An 18634-nucleotide genomic window follows, 5' to 3' on the forward strand; every position below is an offset into this window, starting at 1 on the left:
GGATAATTGGAAATATAATTTCCAATTATCCTCCATGTTCATTTGTTGGCTGTCCTTCTTTTATTGAACCAGTATAATGCCGCACCTATAGCCAGAAGTACAGCTCCGGCCAAGATATAGTTGTACAGCTGACTGGCCGTATCAGGCAGGATTCCGCCGAATGGTGTCGTTTTTTTGGAATCCGAAGGCACATTGACTGCATTGCCTGCAGTAGGTGCAGTCTGATTCACAGGTGCAACAGTTTTATCATCCTGTCCATTGTCACCCTTCCCATTACTGCCCTTATCCGCCGGTGGGTCCTCTGCGTTATCGATAGACGGATTCTCCTCATCATCTCCAGGAGGGTCATCTCCTCCGTCGACGATTGGATCCTCCTGTCCGTTATCGTCTCCGCCCGTCGGGTTTTCTGCCGGCGGTTCATTGCCATTGTCCCCAGGCGCAGGAGCTCCCCCTCCGGTAGTGAAGGTCCACAGATCGGATTTCATTTTTCCGCCATGTGCATCCTCGGCTACGGCATACCAGGCATATTCATGGTCGGACTTCAGCCCATCCCAAGTCACCGATGCATTCTCTCCACTTTTCACATTTTCGACTTTCCCGATTTCCTTCGTACCAAAGACGTTCACTTCCACATAGTTGGTTGCTACGCGTTTTTTCTGCGCATCCAATTCAAGTCCGATGGAGAATTCGTCTACACCAGGGAATTCATCTTCATCATAATAATTGTAATCATCCATGTATGGAGAATACGTCTTTACTTTGATTTGATCTGTCTCCGCATCGAAAAGCAGGATTCGCATATAACCTTGTCCACCCTCAGGACCCGCCTGATAATCGGCTAGCATTTGGTATACCTTGCGATCAGTCACGCCATCGCCATCATCATCGATTTCATCGACGAGCATATCGGCAGCGTGATAGTGACCGCAAAGCACTGCAAATACATTCGGATTATCCAGGACAAGCTCCTGATAGAGCTGTTCACCTACCGGATGACGGTTTCCGGAAGACAGCAAATATTCGTGGAAATTAAGGATGGCTTTTCGATCCGAGTGTGCTTTCAGCACTGCATCCGCCCATGCAATTCCTTCTTCCTCGATACCCCAGCCAAGATAGACCATGATATAGTCATTCCCATTCGAGGATATCAAATCATAATGTCCCCTGTTATTCTTGTAGGAACCGCCATACCAAGGCTTATCGGCGAAACGGTCCTCACCGAAATATTTGTAGTACTCCGTATAGTCGTTACTCTTTTGTTCCACATCATGGTTGCCGGCAAGGACACCGTAAGGAATGCCTGCGTCATCCAATACCTGCATCGCTTTATCCGCAACTTCCCATTGATATGGCTGATCTGAGAAGTTCACCAAATCACCTGTGTGGATGACATAGTCGATATTGTACTTGTCCTTGTTTTCCGCGATCCAATTCACTTGATCATTGTAGATATGCGGATAGCTTTCAGAATAATACTGTGTATCGGACATCCAGACGAAGGAATAATCATAATCTTCATCCTCGATTGCAATTTCATCCTGAATCAGGACGTTGATCTTGTAATCCTTCACAAAGGCATCGACACTTACGGAACCCTGCAAATCAAAGTCCTCATCCCCCGCTACTTTATAATCGATAAGCTGCCAATCTTCTTCTTGATGGTTCCATGCATACATGGAAACTTTGCGGCCTGGCAGGGAGTTTCCGCTCCAATTGACTTCAACTACATTTTTATCGTCGACATCCTTGGATACAGGAACCTCGAAGCGATGATAAGGGAACTGCGTTTCGCTGTCATTGATCAGATATTTATCATCAATATCTGCAACCTTATCAATATCTTCGCTGCTGAATGCTTCTTCCCCCTCAGGCGCATAATCGGACGGCGGCTCATAATCAGCAGCATTCTTATATGCTTTGATTTCACTATCCTGGCTCACTTTGTATTTATGCCCTTGATAGAAAGTGACGTCCATATCATCACCAGTCGGATCAGTCACTTTCACTTCAAGCTCCGGATTCTTTCCGACATTGCCTGCTTCATCCTCAGGTTTGATCAATTCCGGCGCAGCAGGCTGCTCTTTCGGTGTGGAAAAATTAATTGTGCGAACTTCTTCATTCCCGGCTTTATCAGCAGCACGCAGGATAAGCTTATGATCACCAGCAGATAAAGCCGCAGATGAAGTCTCATATGGGAGCTTGATTTCTTCCCCATCCAATTCTGCCGTAAGACTATCCAGGCCGCTCAGTGCGTCTTCTGCACTTGCCTCGATCGTGAATGGGCCTTTGTATGATTTCCCATCCTCCATCGACGTTTCAATGACAGGTACTGTGTTATCGACAGTCACGGATACTTTGTCTGAAGCTTCTTTACCTCTTGCTTCTATCGTATGCGTACCATCATCCGTTTTTGTCGTATCCCAATCATAGGCGCTAGCTTGGAATTTCTCCGGATCGATGGTGAAAGTGAAATCTTGGACTGGTCGGTAATTTCCGTTATCACCAATATCAATCACTTGATCGGGATCAGCAAAATCCGGATCGTACAAGACAGTGCCATCGCCCAGGACAAGACGGACATTCTTCGCATCGAAGTCATCCCGGTTTTCCGGGGATTCCAGCTGGAATGGGGAAGCTTTGTTTCCGGCATGGATGCTGATTGTGTTTTCCCCAGCCTTCAAGGTATCCGGATCGACCGGCACGGTAATGGTCGTATACGTATCGATCCAATCATCGAATATGTGCAGCACTTCTCCATCCTGTACAACTGCATTTTGGAAATACGTATTGATGCCATTCACATCAAATGCAAAATAAGCTTCCGTTTCCAATGCTTTATCTGTCTGATCGACTTCTTTTCCATCGATCAGCAGTGTCGTTTCCTGCTCCGTGTCGGAGGTCGCTTTCAGCTTGTAGGTTCCAGATAGAAGCTGTCCCTCCTCCACATTCAATCGCGGACTCGTTTCCTTTTGATCACGCTCTATACTGACTCGTTTTGTGTCCGTCTTTGTTTCATTGAAACCATCCGTTGCCGTCACATAATATTCCACATAGTCCTTTGCTATCAGCTCTGGCGTATAAACCGTGTGATGATAATAGCCGGTCTGCTCATTTTTGATGAGGTCGACTTGCTTGAAATCACCGTTTTCATCCGTTCGGTAATATACCGTAACACGTTTTACATCTTTATCATCAGAAGCTTCGACCGTAAGCTGTAAATCTTCTGTTTGGTTGATGGTGTCTATTTCCGTCAGATCCTTCACTTCCGGTGCTGCAGTGTCTTCTTCAACCTGTATAGGCTCACCTGGCACTTGATCCGGAGTAACACTTCCCGGAGTACCAAAAACGGAACCGGCGTTCAGCTTCAGCATATTCGTCGATCCATCAAGCGGATACTTGTAGTTGATTCCCATATTGGCAGCAGTATCCTTCACGTCAGCAACTTCGTTATATGTTGCCATGGCAATCGTATTGCCTGCCTTTGTGGCAACACCAACCCCGCGCTGGCTGCCATTCGCCATCCCGGCTGACTGAACTTTGAACAGGTTTTCACCCAGCGTGAGATTCGTGCCGTAATTCGCGTTAAAATCATCTGCCGTCAAATCATTATTGGAGCCGTTGATAATCCAGAATACAGCTGTTTCACCAGGCTGGATGACTGGACTTTCATCGGGTCTCCAAGCAGTCACTCTCGTATCCGGATACACATACGCCAACTCATAGTCCTGCATATCGACCGGTGCTGTCGTGTTGTTATAGACTTCGATGAATTCATAACCATCTGCACCATTCACATTCGAGGAATCCGGGACCAGTTCTGTCACCAATAAGGAAGGAAGAGTGGTATAATCCGTATCCGGCTTCTTCACTTCCACCTTGAACGTATCTGTTTTGGAGCTATTGAAACCATCGGATGTTTCGATGTAATATTCCAGCGTCCCTGCTTCCAGTTCAGCTGTCGGAATCTCTGCTTGGTAGGAGTCCCCGGTTTTCTGCATGCTGAATTGCTCAAAATCACTTGCGCCTTCTTTCTTGACGTAAAGTGTGACATGCTGAATGAAATTCTCTTCGGTTATTTCCGCTTCGATGTGAAGCGGTGCAGGAATGGAAACTGTTTTCACAGGCTCGTGTTTGATTTCCGGCGGAGTTTCATCCTTTTCAACCTTCACCGTTTCCGACGGAACCTGTCCATCGATCAAACTGCCCGGAGAGGCTTCCAGCTGAAGCCCCACCTTTGTCATTTGTGCTGTACCCGAAGCTTTGTAAGTGATGCCTTGATTCGGATATGTGTCATCGATTCCTTCTGCGTCATTGTAACTCGCTGCAGCGAGCTGCGCTCCGCTGTCCGCCTGGAATGCAATCGTTCGGGCTGAGCCATTTGCCATCCCATCATTATGGATTTCGATAAGTTGATTTTCCGTCAGATCAGTCTGATAATGACTGTTGAAATCAGCCAGGCCAAGCGATTGATTGGCCTCATTCTTGATCCAGATCACCGCTGTGCCTTCTGGCTCCAACATGACAGAGCGATCGATATCCCAATCTGTCTGCCTGCCATCAGGATACTGATAGGATAGCTTGTAGTCCTTGAGATCCATAGGCTGATCCGAGTTGTTATACACTTCGATAAACTCATACGCATCCGAACCACTGATATTATCACTATCAGGAACCATTTCCGTGATGAGGACCGGCGGCTGTATCTGCGTATCGGCTTCAACGGTCGCTATTTCCATTTGCTGCAAACCACTTTCAGGAAAACGCAGAGGAGTACCTTCGCTGACCGCATCGATACTGTATTGGAAGGAAGGACTCCAAAGCTCTTCTTTAGGAATGACCGCTTCCCAAGTTCCATCGCCTTTATCCGTCATATCCACTTTCTGTTCTGCCATGCCCGGAGCAGTAATATAAGTCAGGACGGCGGAATCTGCATCGCCATTCTCAATGGAAGCGCGGATTATAAGGTCGCTGCTTCCATCGGCGCTGGTGATAGCTTCATGGATCAAGGAAGGCCGTTCCTCTTGCTGCTCTTCATCCTGTTCATCTGCTTGCCCTCCATCACTTTCCGTGGTTTGCTCTTTTGCCAATCGTTCTTCTTTTTCCTCGACTGGCTTCTGTTCATCTGCTGCCTCGGCTTGCTTGTCCTGCTTTTGATCAGCCGTCTCCTGATCAGCCTCTTCTTCCTTATCTGCAGGTGCTTCCTTCACATCCTCCCCCGAGGCATCCGGCTGCGGACTGCCCGCTGTATCTTCCTGTTCATCTTCTTTCTGATCTTGCTCTATCTTTTCGGATCCTGGTGATGGCGCTGCAAGTATGGTTGGTGTTTTCTGATCATCAACGAAATGGATGCTTTCTGCCTGTCCCACATCCTGAAAGTGGAATACAGAAACAGAAGTTTGCTCGGCTGCGCTATCGGTGATGGACAGCTGCTGCTCTTCATCCTGGAATATGTAAGGCTCTGTTACATTAGTGAATGCAGACTCAGTCAGCTCAGTTCCAAAATGACCATTGAAAGCTTCGACTGTCGTCTCATTATCCAAAGCGAGTACTGCATAGCCTCCGGCCGGGATTTGTTCATTCGGTTCTTGGAATTCGAGCTTTTGATCCTGGTCCGTTGTGTATGTAAGCTCCAGATCCTTCCAGGATTTTGCTTCTTCCGTTCCATTATGTACTTCGATAAAAGAGAAACCTTCGGCACCTTGTTTATCGCTTCCATACACTTCCGTGATTGAAACCTTGTTCTCTTGGAGTTTCTCCTCTGCCTTTGCGACTGGAATGGATGCGGGCACAACTGTCTGCATCAGCAGCAAACATGCACTGAGACCGGCAGCCACTCGATATGAACGCTTCATACAGCTCCCCCTATCTTTTATTGGAATCGTTCTCCCGCATTCATTCTAGAGTTTATGTATTAAGGATTTATAAAGAAGCTGTAAATTGTTGTCATAATACTTCGACAAAAATCGCTAAATGGTTAACCAGAAAAAAATAAAGCGACAATATGCCGCTTGTTTATTTCCTAAAACCGTGTCGAATAAGTAAGAAGCTGTTCAATAAAGTGTTCGCTAGCCGGTGAACGTACACTGCCTTCCCGCCAGGCCACGCCGATTTGCCTTTCGGTAGGTTCAATCAGAGGAATGCTTTTTACATGATGCATATGAAGGCTTTCCAGTGATGGAAGCAAGGCAATACCCTGTCCGGCAGCGACAAGGCCTAGTATGGTCATCATATCTTCACTTTCAAATGCGATTTTCGGCTCCAAACCATACTTTTCCACTATCTGTTCAAACATCACCCTGGCACTGTAGCCGGGACGGATGAGCAGGAAGGGCTCCTTTTCTATTTGCTTGAGTGCCAGCTGCTTTTCTTCTGCGAGCGGATGTGTATCGGAGACGAATACATAGAGCTGGTCTGTCCATAATTTCCTCCAGGACAAACCTTCCGCCCCCTGATCCATATTACAAATACACAAATCAAGCTTCCCTTCCTTCAACTGATCGATAAGTTCTTGTGTCGAGCCTTGATACAGGGAAATTTCCACTGATGGATAACATTCTTTAAAATGCTTTAACAGCCGCGGGATATGCTGGAGTCCCTGCGATCTCATGAATCCAAGTGTAATCTCCCCATATTGCGGATCCTTCATTTTACGTATGTGCCGCTCGGCCTTCTCCATTTCCTCCAGTATTTTGACTGCATGTGCATAGAAGGCTTCCCCATAGCGGCTCCGCACAATGCCTCTTCCTCTTTTCTCAAAAAGCTGGACGCCCAGTTGCTCCTCCAGCTTCTGGATCGACCTGCTCAATGCCGGCTGGGATATTGCCAATGCTTTTGCCGCCTGAAGATAATGCTCACGCTCCGCCACTTCCTTAAAATAAACGAGCTGCTGCCATTCCATCGAACCACCCATAACCTTTCTGCATTGATTGTATGATTTTTATGCATTATACAATAGCATTTTACTATGGTTAAATATAATTACAACTAGAAATGAGGGAAGTATTAGTATGGCTATTGAAATTATTTTAATCATGATTGCAGCCGGTCTTATCATCGGCTTTGTCGGAGCTGGCGGATCGGGATTCATCATCAGCATCTTGACGGTGCTATTCGGTTTTCCGATTCATGTTGCCCTGGGAACAGCGCTTGCATCCATGTTGTTCTCTTCATTCTCAGGTGCAGTGAGTCACTACCGGGAGGGGAATGTGACATTGCGCGCAGGCGTCATCATCGGTATCTTCGGTGCATTGGGTGCATTCATCAGCTCCCATTTTTCCGGACTCATCCCAGAGGATATCTTGAACTATCTTACAGCCGGCATGCTCGTCCTATCCGGTGCGGTGCTTTGCATTCGCCTTCTGCTCATGGGCAAATCCACTGACAAAGGAACTACGGTGAGTACATTCATTTACAAGAACAACATTGTTTACTTCATTGCAGCTGCGCTGCTTGGTATTCTAACCGGGGCACTCTCCGGATTATTCGGGATTGGTTCCGCACCATTCATTCAAATCGGTCTGCTGATCCTGCTCGGCCTATCCGCCCGGCAATCTGCCGGTACAACCATGATGATCATCATCCCGATTGCTTTAGCTGGCGGCGTTGGTTATGCTCAGCTTGGTTTCCTTGATATCAAATTACTTGTGGAAGTAGTGGCCGGGACCATGATCGGCTCCTATATAGGGGCCAAATTCACAAAACGTGTCCGTCCTGTCTATTTAAAGACAGCAATGGTACTGCTCCCTATTTTTGCAGGATTTCTGCTTTTAACCGCATAAGCACGCAAACAAACCGCCGGGATTACCCGGCGGTTTGTTTTATCTGTTCAGCAGACTTCCTACATAACGGAGAAGGTCGTTGGCCGACGTGGAATTATAACCATATTCATCGATCAATGTAGCGACTACTTCATTCATCTTCTTCAATTGCTGTTCATCAGGAGTTTTGGTGGACGTCGTAATTTTGACTACATCCTTCAAATCGGCAAACAGCTTTTTCTGGATTGCTTCCCGCAGCCGCTCATGGGATTGATAATCGAATTTCTTTCCTTTTCGGGCGTAAGCTGAGATTCGGATGAGAATTTCTTCACGGAAAGCCTTTTTGGCATTTTCGGAAATTCCGATTTGTTCCTCTATCGAGCGCATCAATTTTTCATCAGAAGGAATTTCGTCCCCAGTCAGCGGATCGTGCAGCTTTGTTTTATTGCAATAAGCTTCGACATTATCCAAATAATTATCCATCAATGTCTTGGCAGATTCTTCATAAGAATAGACAAATGCTTTTTGCACTTCCTTCTTCGCTATCTCATCGTATTCCTTGCGCGCCACTGCAATGTAGTTCAAGTAGCGTTCCCGATCTTCTTTCGAGATGGATGCATGGCTGCTGAGGCCATCCTTCAAGGAGCGGAGTACATCCAATGCATTGATGGAACGCATTTCTTTTTTGATGATCGTACTCGAAATACGGTTGATCACATACCGTGGGTCGATTCCGCTCATACCTTCATCACTGTGTTCTTTTTTGAGCTCCTGAATATCCGCATCACTGAAGCCTTCCAGCATCTTTCCGTTATACAGATGCATTTTCTTCAGCAGGCTGATACCACCTTGATTCGATTCCTTCAGTCTAGTAAGAATCGTGAACATTGCAGCAATCTTCAGTGTATGCGGGGCGATATGGACATCCTTGATATCACTCTCGGAAATCATCTTCTGATAGATTTTCTCTTCTTCATCCACTTTGAGATTATAAGGAACCGGCATGACGATCATCCGGGAATGCAAGGCCTCGTTCTTCTTATTGGAAATGAAGGAACGATACTCAGATTCATTTGTATGAGCCACGATGAGTTCATCCGCACTGATCAAAGCGAAACGGCCAGCCTTGAAGTTGCCTTCCTGCGTCAGCGAAAGCAGATGCCAAAGGAACTTCTCATCACATTTGAGCATCTCCTGGAATTCCATCAATCCGCGGTTGGCTTTATTCAGCTCTCCATCGAAACGATAAGCCCTCGGATCTGATTCCGATCCATATTCCGCAATGGTGGAGAAGTCAATGGAACCCGTCAAATCCGCAATATCCTGCGATTTCGGATCAGAAGGGCTGAACGTCCCGATTCCAGTTCGTTTATCTTCGGAAAAGAAAATACGTTCGACGAGGACATCTTCGATTCTGCCATCATATTCTTCTTCCAGCCGCATCAGATTCAGAGGTGATAGATTTCCTTCTATACGAATACCATACTCTTCCTCGAAATCCTTGCGCAGATGGACCGGGATCAAATGAAGCGGATCTTCATGCATCGGGCAGCCCTTGATTGCATAGACGGCTCCTTCATCTGTCAGTGTATATTCTTCCAGCCCTCGTTTGAGCAAGCTGACAAGTGTGGATTTCCCTCCACTCACAGGACCCATGAGCAACAGGATCCGTTTCCGTACGTCCAGTCGCCGAGCTGCCGGGTGGAAGTATTCTTCCACCAGCTTCTCAAGCGGCTCCTCCAAACCGAACAATGCGTCCTTGAAGAAGCTGTAGCTTTTTACCCCATCTTCCTCTTCAATGCCTTTATGCTTGATCATATTATATACACGGGAATGTGCAGATTGAGCAAGATAAGGACGGTCCTTCAACAAACGCAGATAATCGGCGAGCGTTCCTTCCCAATGAAGCTTCTCTTGTTCCTGGCGATACTGCTGTACCTTATCCAATATATTCATCATTCATTAACCTCCCAGGCATTGTTAGACAAAAGGCGATTACCTTAATGTATGCCTGGGATTCAGCTATCATGCCAGCAATTCCATAAACGGCGCTTACGGCTTCTGCTTCCATCCTATTTCCATATGCGCTTCATTCGTATACTTATCGATCATGACATCATCCAGCCGGATTGCATTCATATCGCTTGGGAATATATGCATAAGCTGCGCCAGTTTTTTAACGATTTTTTTCGGGTATGCTTCCGACATCTCCAGCATCAGCTGAATGGCTTCCGTAGCTGGCAGCACCTCCCGATAAGTCCGGGATAGCGTAAGGGCTGAGAAAGTATCGACTACCGCCAATATTTGCAGATCCACTCCCAATTCCGGCAAGTATGCACCATCAGGATAGCCCTTGCGATTCAGCCGTTCATGATGGCTTCTGGCATAGCGACCAAGCAGAGATTCCCCCGCCTGGCTCAGCAGCGCCTCTCCTTTGACCGTATGAGTCTGAACGATTTCGTATTCCTCTTTCGTCAGTGTCGATGATTTATCCAAGATCTCGCGGGGAATTTCCAGCTTTCCGATATCATGGAATAAATACCCTGTTGCACAAAGATCCAATTGGACGACATTCATATGATAAGCAAGCATCGTACCGATGACGAAAACATCCAAGGAATGGATGAAAGCATATGGATCCCGCTGCTCAAGAAGATGCCAGAGACTGCTGCGCCCCATCGTCTTCAAGCTTTTCACATAAAGATCCTTCAAGAAGCGGATGCTCTCTTCTTCATAGAGCAATTTCCCGTAGCGATACTCGAATGCTATATACGATAGATTCGTATAGAAATGCTTCTCCATGCTCCGCTTATAAGTGGCTTGGTGATCGGTTTCTTTCCCTTGCAGTTTCTGGATCATCTGCTGAAGGCGATCCGACTTGCTGAACAGATCAGCAGCAGCTTCCTCTTCGGTCTCGACGATGACAGAGGGAACCTTGTTCTGTTTCAGCTGATCGAGCAACGCGGCTGTAATGACTGTCCCCTTATTCACGCTTGTCTTATCCGCCAGAATGATATCACTGCCCATGATGTCACCAATCAGTATGTCTTGGATGCGTTTTCTTTTTAAAATCAATTCCATTCTCCTTTAAAAAACTGCCCTATCTAACAGCCTGAAATTTCTTTTTTGCCACTGACTGCCTCACCATGGCACTTCTTTAGCCCCTCAGGTTTTGCGAAACTGCCTTTCAACAGTGCTGTCATATATGTATGTAATGGTTTCCTGGCTGTGCCTAGCTTCCAAATCCAGCAGCTTATTATATTCCTCTTTTGTAGGTAATAATTCTGTCATCTCCACATTCAGTGCTATCGCCAATTTACTGATGCCTATAAAAGATATATTCCGCTTTCCGTTTTCGATATCGGAATAGTACGATCGATTAAAACCCGCCATGCCAGCCAACTCTTCCTGTGTCAGCATCTGTTTTTTCCTCAGATAACGCAGTTTATCCCCAAATGCCCGAAGCAATAACGTGTAATCTTTCACATTATTCATGCACTCCATTATACCTCGTCATATCAGTAAATCCACCGGATATAAGTGACATTAGTATATTGCTACCAAATAAAACCGGTAAAAGTACTACATTATCCCTAATCCGACCATGCCTAAACAACTAGAAAAAAATAAACTGCACACTAGTGTGCAGTTTAGGATAACCCATCAAAGCCTTGCTGGCGAAGAGCTTCATAAATGATGATTGCAGCAGTATTGGATAGATTCAGCGAACGGACTTTATCTGTCATGTGGATCCGGAGGCATTGCTCCTCTTTCCCTATGAGCAACTCTTTCGGGATACCGCTCGACTCGCGGCCGAAGACAAATAGAAGGTCTTGGGCGGTATCACTGAAATCATAATCTGTATAATGCTTGGTACCGAAGTTCTCTATATAATAAAAGACACCTTCCGGAAATCGTTCATATAACTCTTCTATACTATCGTAATAATGGATATCCACGTCATGCCAATAGTCCAATCCCGATCTTCTCAGCATTTTGTCATCCGTCGAGAAACCGAGCGGACGGATCAGATGCAAAGTCGTATCCGTTGCAAGGCAGGTACGAGCAATATTTCCTGTATTCGCCGGGATCTCTGGCTGGAATAGTACGATATGTCTGGGCATACACTTTCACCTCTGCTTTTGACTTTCAACCTTACCAGTATAGCATAAGCAGAGATCATACCCCAATCTGGAAAAATTTATAAACCACATTCTCCGTAAAGGCCGGAGAGTCACGGTAGGCCCAATGACGCATCCTGCTATTGGCTGTATGGGCATTGACCAAGGGCTCCCCTTGGGCGTTCCGGGCAACCACAATTGTATTGTGATTGAAATTGCCATCTCCTTCAAAATCATAGCAGATGACATCTCCTGGCCTAAGCAGCCTGGCATCGGCTACTTCCCTACCGCGCAAGCCTTGGGTGGAGCCGCTCAAGTACCATCGCAAGGCATTTGCCACAGTGAAACTATAGCTCCAGCTTTCCCCGTTATACCACCATCCTGAATTCCGATCCGGCTCCCCTCTCATCGGAGCCCCGCCTGCCCGCAGACATTGAGAAACATAATTCGTACAATCAACTTCGAATTTCTTATAGGCAGGATTATAATCATTCCACCAGCGTTCGGCATACTGTACAGCTGCCCGTCTGTCATAGTTGAACTGACGGTCAAAATCCTCATCATTGGTTTCATAGACGACAAGCCCCGGGACATGCGGCTGAACTGCTTCCTCGACACGTTCATCCTGAATGATCTGCCCTTCACGCAAACGCGCTACATGCGTATGCACTTCTTCTTCATGATACGTCGCGTGCTGCTTATGGACGAGGAATGTTGCACACAGCCGATAAGTGATGATATCCTCTTCCCCATCATGCTCCTCACTCAAGATCGTTCCTTCCCCGCGAATCTGTGCAACCTTCGCTCCGTCCTTCTCATGCGATGCAATCCGGCTGACGAGCCAATTCCCGGCTTTCTTCCCTTCGACTTCCTGCATCCAATATTCCGCCAGCTTTTCACCCTTCCCCATCTTCATCCCTCCTGTTCTTTCTCCGATATGACATGGCATATCCACGCAGAAGGAGCAAGCCTCCAACGACAAATACAGATAATACGGTCATGAATGTATCCATGCTCCACCTCACTTGTATGTATGTAGAATCATGGCAGTATATGCTTCATGAGCTTGACTGATTCCCCGGATGAAAGCGCAAACATTTTTAGTTACAAATGTGACAAATTTGTGTATCCTTATAAAAAAGGGGGAGAATACGATGTCTGATGTCTTGCAAACCATCTTGAATCACAAATCAGTCAGATCCTTTACGTCCGAGCAACTTTCAGAGGAGCAGATCAGGGAACTCGTCTCCGCTGCACAGGCAGCATCCACGTCGAGCTTCCTCCAAGCTTACTCGATCATCGGGGTGAGCGATCCTTTAGTGAAAAAGGAACTCAGCACCTATGCCGGCAGTCAGGAATATGTCGTTAAAAATGGCCACTTTTTCGTTTTTTGCGCTGATTTCTACCGTCATAAGGAAATGGCCAGCAATCTGCGGGCAGATATTTCCGAAACGATCCAAGGCACGGAAGCATTGCTGATCGGTACGATCGATGCCTCACTGGCAGCTCAAAACCTTGCCATTGCAGCGGAATCGATGGGCTTGGGTATTTGTTATATCGGAGGTCTCCGAAATAATCTGGCCGGTGTTTCTGCCAGCCTTGGGGTGCCTGTACATGTATTGCCGCTGTTTGGAATCGCTGTCGGATATCCTGAAAAAGTGAACGAAAAAAAACCGCGGCTGCCATTTGAAAACGTCTATCACAAAAATAGATACAACGTGGATAAAGGCATGCTCAATGCCCAGCTGGAAGAATATGATCGTGCCATCCAAGCTTATTATGCCGATCGCTCCGCAAACAGCCGGACAACAACTTGGACAGAGCAGACCACAGATAAATTGCGAATACCGAAGCGGGTATATATGAAGGATTTCATTACGCAAAAGGGCTGGGCAAAACATTAGGAAGGCTGCTGCTTGCAGCCTTCCTTCTTACAGATCTTATTGCCCAAAAGATGGAGGCCTGGCTTGCTTTCTGGAAGCATCGGAATCCAATAAGCAATGCTCCAGGATCTCGCTGAGAATAAATGAAAAAGGAGCGAAATGCTCCTTTAATGCGTTTGTGCATATTGCTGCTCGAATTGCAGCCCTTTTTCCATTTCTTCGCGGACTTGTTCATCCTGCTCCTTTTCCATCGCATTTCTGATTGCCTCGAAACCTTCCGGCAATCCGATTTTGCCGATTGCCCAAGCAGCAGTTCCGCGAATGACAGGCCTCGGATCTCGTTCCATAAGCTCTATCAGATCAGGCACAGCCGATGAACTCTTATAATGCGCAATCGCCAGGATGGCATTTCGCTGGATAGGTTTCTTACCGCGCCATGATCCGGAAATCAAACCGAATTTTGCTTTGAATTCTTTATTGGACATTTTGAGCAATGGCTTCAGGAGCGGTTTCACTATTTCTGGATCCGGCTCCATCTCTTCATGTAAATGAAAGTCCATTCCCTTGTTCTTCGGACAGACAAGCTGACAAGTATCACAGCCATAGATACGATTTCCGATCTTGGAACGGAACTCATCCGGCAGGAAGTCTTTTGTCTGGGTCAGGTAAGCAATACAGCGCTGGGCGTTCAGCTGACCGCCTTGTACAAGTGCCCCTGTCGGACAGGAATCGATACACTTCGTGCATGTACCGCAGCTATCCTCGACCGGCTCATCCGGCAGGAATGGAATATTGGTGATCATTTCACCAAGGTATACATAAGAGCCGAATTCCGGTGTGATGACAAAGCTGTTTTTGGCACTGAAACCAATACCAGCCCGCTCTGCCACGGCCCGATCGGACAGTTCACCGGTATCGACCATGGAACGATAGGAGAAGCCCTCCACCCTTTCGGCAAGAAAAGCAGCCAATTTATTCAGCCTATCCCGCAGCACTTCATGATAATCCATTCCCCAGGAGGCACGGCAGAATAGCCCGCGCGGTTCTTCTCTCGTACTTTTCGGTGCATTCGGCAATCTGGAAGGGTACGCCATCGCTATTGCGATAATGGACTGAGCGGAAGGCATGAGCTTCTTCGGTTCGGTCCGCTCTTCTATCGTTCCTTTTTCAAAGCCCGACTGATAATTTTTTTCCTGCTGCTGCTTCAGTCTTTCCTTCAATTCCTGAAAGACATCCGCGGTCGTGAACCTGATTTTATCCACACCGATTGTCTTGCTATAGGCAATCAGCTCCTGTTTCAGCTTTTCTGCATCCATTAGCCGGCCTCCTTCCTTTTATCATTATTTCCATCATATACATAGTAAAAACGCAATGCCTCGTTACGTTTAAAACGAGACACTGCGTTGGCTCAGGGGTAGTAAACAAGTGCATGAAGAGCGAAATTGAATACCCCGGGTTTATAAATAGTATGTTAAGTAGTATAACAAGGTTTTTACATGCGTGCAACATTCTATACAAAATTCGACAAATTTCTTTTTCCGCCACTGTTTGCAGCTCTGCTATACTGGATGTTAATAAAGGGAGGTATGGATATGAGCTTATATGATTATGTGTTGACACAGGATGGCATGATTACAAAAGAAGCACTTTTATATCCTTTCGAGGAAAGAGGGCTGCAATTCGGTGACGGCGTATACGAGGTCATCCGAATTTACCAAGGAACTTTCGATCTGCTGGAAGAACATATCGATCGACTGTTTCGTTCGGCAGAAGCTATCCGCCTGGAGGTGCCATTTACAAAAAATGAATTGATTGCATCGCTCCAAGAATTAGCAGTCCGAAACGACGTACAGACGGATGCCAAATTGTATCTGCAAATCACTCGCGGTTCAGCTCCGCGTGAACATAGCTTCCCTGATGTCCCTGCTAATTTCTATGCCTATATCGAACAAAGCAAAAGACCAGTCCCCCTGCTTCAGCAAGGCGTACGTGCCGTACTGGCGGATGATATCAGATGGGATCTTTGCTTCATCAAAAGTCTGAACCTTCTGCCAAATATATTGGCAAAGCAGACGGCTAAGGAAAAAGGGGCATTTGAAGCCATCCTTCATAAACAAGGCATGGTGACCGAAGGTTCGTCATCGAATGTATTCATCATCAAGGATCAAGTTCTTTACACACATCCTGCAGCGGATAATATCCTTCACGGCTGTGTCCGGAGCAGAGTATTGACACTAGCATCGAAAGCTGGACTGCAGGTGGAGGAAACAGCCTTCACGACCGACCAGCTGCTGAAAGCCGATGAAGTATTCATCACCAGCACAACCAGTGAAATCATGCCGGTCATTGAAATCGAGGGGAAACTTATCAGCAGCGGCACCCCAGGCGATAACACTCGTTTTTTGCAGCGCGCCTACGAGAAAGAAAGCGGAATAAAAGTCACGGCATTTGCATGATAAAAAGACCAAAAGGCAGAGGTCAGTCCTTTGTCTTTCGGTCTTTTATCTTTTTGTATATCTTCCTAGATAGCTTGAACTTGACCCATTCAAGCACAAGCTGAAAATAAAAAAAGACAGCCTCGGCTGCCTCAAGTCAATATTTCTTTAATCTTATCCTTTTTCCAGAAACCGATCAAAGCACAAATCAGTATGATCAATAGAATGATAGCGAGATACATATAGTTGAAGGATACGATACTTGACCCAACCAGTGCATAAGTCATCGTCCCCGGGAGCACGCCCAATATACTGGCGGCTAAATATTGCTTGAATTTAACATTTGTCAGACCGGCAACATAACTGACCAGATCATAGTTGAAAACCGGCAGTACACGCATGACCAATACATAGAAGAATCCTTCATCATGCAATTTCTGCTTGATTTTCTCCACCCGCTCACCTAAATCCTTATCCCCGAACCGCTTGGAAAAAAAGTGTGCAAGAAAATATGCGACGATTGCAGCACCAGCGGAACCAATCAAAATGAAGATTGTTCCCTTGATAAAGCCGAAGGCCAGACCCCCGGCAACCGATAATACAGAGGAAGGGAAAAAGATGACGGGTTTAACTGTATACATTCCCATATAGATTAACGGGGAAATGATCCCGAATGAAACTATCCACCCTTGGATTTCTTCAGGTGAGAGTTTAATATGTTCCCGGACAAACCAAAACAGAAAAAGTACAAGCAGCCCGATTCCCGTGCCCTTGAAAATCTTTTTTCCTTTCATGATGAGCCTGCCTTTCCCACGGTATAGTCCAGTCACTTTCATTGTAGCACAAAAGTCTGTTACCGCCAGTATATGAAGCTCTTATCTGTATGGTTCCAAGGTAAAGGTAAAAACTGCATATAGGAATACTTATTCCCTATCTACTTCTTGGCCGATTAATGGTAAAATGAATTTTATGTGCATATGAGAGCAGATAAAAAGCGCTGAATATTGAACAGAAATGCGAGATTGCGGAGAAACCGGTGATATCATCCTTTTCTTCGGGTCTTTTTGCTTCTGGACTTTCAGTGCTGGAAATTAGACAAGGAGCGTAATAGAGTGGACAATGCATGGTTTGAAGTCAGAAAAAGCGGCCCGCTGACCGGGGAAGTCACAATACCTGGTGCGAAGAACAGTGCGCTTGCACTGGTCGCAGCAGGCTGTTTGACAGATGAGACGATAACATTACATGATATCCCTGCGATTCGGGATATTTTATTGATAAAAGACATTGCCGAAGATATCGGTTTAAATATGAAGGAAATAGAAAAAAACACATATGAGCTGACAGGCAGATACATTACATCCGGTAAACTCGATTTAGCCAAAACTTCGGATTTTCGCGCTTCGTATTATTTCGTCGGCGCTTTGCTTCATAAGGTCAAAACCGTCCAAATCGGTTATCCAGGCGGGGATGACTTTGGCTCACGCCCAATCGATCAGCATGTCAAAGCACTTTCCGCACTCGGTGCGACATTTGATTTCAAGCAGCAGTATTATGAGGTTTCTTGCAAGAAGCTGACTGGTGCCGAAATCACGTTCGATGTCATTACATCCGGTGCTACGATCAACGCGATGCTGGCTGCAGTCAAAGCTGAAGGACGGACAACCCTGCACAACGCTGCCAAAGATCCGGAAGTGGTTGACTTAGCCAACCTCCTGAATTTGATGGGAGCAAAAATCAAAGGGGCCGGCACGGAGAAAATCACCATCGATGGAGTGGAATCCCTTCATGGCGGAATCGAGCACACGGTGATCCCGGACCGTTTGATCGCTGGTGCATTTTTGATGGCTGCCGGTGTGACAAATGGCCGCATCACGGTGAAAAATGTCATCCCTGAGCATTTGGCAAGCTGTACAAACAAGTTGATTGAGCTTGGCATGACGATTACAGAGGACGATGACTCGATGACTGCCTCTGGAACTGCACTTCAAGGTACACGCATCCAAACCGGCATGTATCCGGAACTTGCTACCGATCTCCAGCAGCCATTGACTACATTGCTGACATTGGCTGCCGGCCCTAGTACGGTTCTCGATAAAGTGTATCCAAACCGTAACGGACACGTTGGCGAACTGAAGAAACTTGGTGCAGACATCGATGTAGTCGATCATCAGATTGTCATCAATGGCGGCGCCAAACTTAAAGGCGCAACGGTAAAGGCACATGACGTCCGTGCCGGTACCTCCTTGATCCTCGCAGGCCTTGCTGCTGAAGGAATGACCAAAATCACAGACGTGAAGCATATACAGCGCGGGTACGAAGATATCGTCGGGCTGTTCAGGCAGCTGGGTGCCGATATCACCCTGCATCAGCCCGAGCATCAAATACAGCATTGATATCGACCGCTCTCCCCTTTGGGTGAGTGGTTTTTTACGATTGTA

General features: G+C 46.5%; 13 protein-coding genes. 4 read left to right on the plus strand and 9 right to left on the minus strand.

Annotated elements, in window-relative coordinates:
• Positions 1–38: 38 nt before the first annotated feature.
• Positions 39–5852: a lamin tail domain-containing protein gene (locus MHI54_RS03340; RefSeq protein ID WP_340082311.1), complete on the minus strand. Its 5814-nt coding sequence runs from the start codon at positions 5850–5852 to the stop codon at positions 39–41.
• Positions 5853–6019: 167 nt separating this feature from the next.
• A complete protein-coding gene (locus MHI54_RS03345) occupies positions 6020–6910 on the minus strand; it encodes a LysR family transcriptional regulator (RefSeq protein WP_095216449.1) in 891 nt (296 codons plus the stop codon).
• 97 nt (positions 6911–7007) lie between these two features.
• Between MHI54_RS03345 and MHI54_RS03350 the strand changes: the two genes are divergently transcribed.
• Positions 7008–7778, plus strand: coding sequence for a sulfite exporter TauE/SafE family protein (locus MHI54_RS03350; protein ID WP_340082312.1), 771 nt, complete (start codon positions 7008–7010; stop codon positions 7776–7778).
• A 39-nt stretch (positions 7779–7817) separates the two neighbouring features.
• Here the strand turns inward: MHI54_RS03350 and MHI54_RS03355 are convergent, their stop codons facing one another.
• The 5 genes from MHI54_RS03355 to MHI54_RS03375 form a co-directional block, all read right to left on the minus strand.
• Entirely contained in the window at positions 7818–9713 is a 1896-nt protein-coding gene (locus MHI54_RS03355) for a PrkA family serine protein kinase (RefSeq protein WP_095216524.1), read from the minus strand.
• A gap of 96 nt (positions 9714–9809) precedes the next feature.
• Positions 9810–10832 carry an HD domain-containing phosphohydrolase gene (locus MHI54_RS03360; RefSeq protein WP_340082313.1) on the minus strand — a complete coding sequence of 341 codons (1023 nt, stop codon included), beginning with the start codon at positions 10830–10832 and terminating at the stop codon, positions 9810–9812.
• A 90-nt stretch (positions 10833–10922) separates the two neighbouring features.
• On the minus strand, positions 10923–11252 hold the full coding sequence (locus tag MHI54_RS03365; protein WP_095216446.1) for a helix-turn-helix transcriptional regulator: 330 nt from the start codon (positions 11250–11252) through the stop codon (positions 10923–10925).
• 155 nt (positions 11253–11407) lie between these two features.
• Positions 11408–11881 carry a tRNA (cytidine(34)-2'-O)-methyltransferase gene (locus MHI54_RS03370; protein ID WP_095217303.1) on the minus strand — a complete coding sequence of 158 codons (474 nt, stop codon included), beginning with the start codon at positions 11879–11881 and terminating at the stop codon, positions 11408–11410.
• Positions 11882–11936: 55 nt separating this feature from the next.
• Entirely contained in the window at positions 11937–12788 is an 852-nt protein-coding gene (locus MHI54_RS03375; RefSeq protein WP_095217302.1) for an amidase domain-containing protein, read from the minus strand.
• 244 nt (positions 12789–13032) lie between these two features.
• Between MHI54_RS03375 and nfsA the strand changes: the two genes are divergently transcribed.
• Positions 13033–13782, plus strand: coding sequence for an oxygen-insensitive NADPH nitroreductase (nfsA, locus tag MHI54_RS03380; RefSeq protein ID WP_095217301.1), 750 nt, complete (start codon positions 13033–13035; stop codon positions 13780–13782).
• 146 nt (positions 13783–13928) lie between these two features.
• Here nfsA and queG read toward each other — a convergent pair whose 3' ends face one another.
• Positions 13929–15077 carry a tRNA epoxyqueuosine(34) reductase QueG gene (queG, locus tag MHI54_RS03385; protein ID WP_095217300.1) on the minus strand — a complete coding sequence of 383 codons (1149 nt, stop codon included), beginning with the start codon at positions 15075–15077 and terminating at the stop codon, positions 13929–13931.
• Positions 15078–15353: 276 nt separating this feature from the next.
• Here queG and dat point away from each other — a divergent pair, with 276 nt between their 5' ends.
• A complete protein-coding gene (gene dat / locus MHI54_RS03390; protein WP_340082314.1) occupies positions 15354–16217 on the plus strand; it encodes a D-amino-acid transaminase in 864 nt (287 codons plus the stop codon).
• Between the two features lie 131 nt (positions 16218–16348).
• Here dat and MHI54_RS03395 read toward each other — a convergent pair whose 3' ends face one another.
• Complete coding sequence (locus tag MHI54_RS03395; RefSeq protein ID WP_158221595.1) at positions 16349–16990, minus strand: TVP38/TMEM64 family protein; 642 nt, start codon at positions 16988–16990, stop codon at positions 16349–16351.
• Between the two features lie 318 nt (positions 16991–17308).
• Between MHI54_RS03395 and murA the strand changes: the two genes are divergently transcribed.
• The gene (gene murA, locus MHI54_RS03400; RefSeq protein WP_095217297.1) at positions 17309–18589 is read left to right on the plus strand and encodes a UDP-N-acetylglucosamine 1-carboxyvinyltransferase; all 1281 of its coding nucleotides are present in this window, start codon (positions 17309–17311) and stop codon (positions 18587–18589) included.
• Positions 18590–18634: the final 45 nt, after the last annotated feature.

Origin of the sequence: Terribacillus sp. FSL K6-0262 (assembly GCF_037977385.1) — a bacterium.
GTDB lineage: Bacteria > Bacillota > Bacilli > Bacillales > Amphibacillaceae > Terribacillus.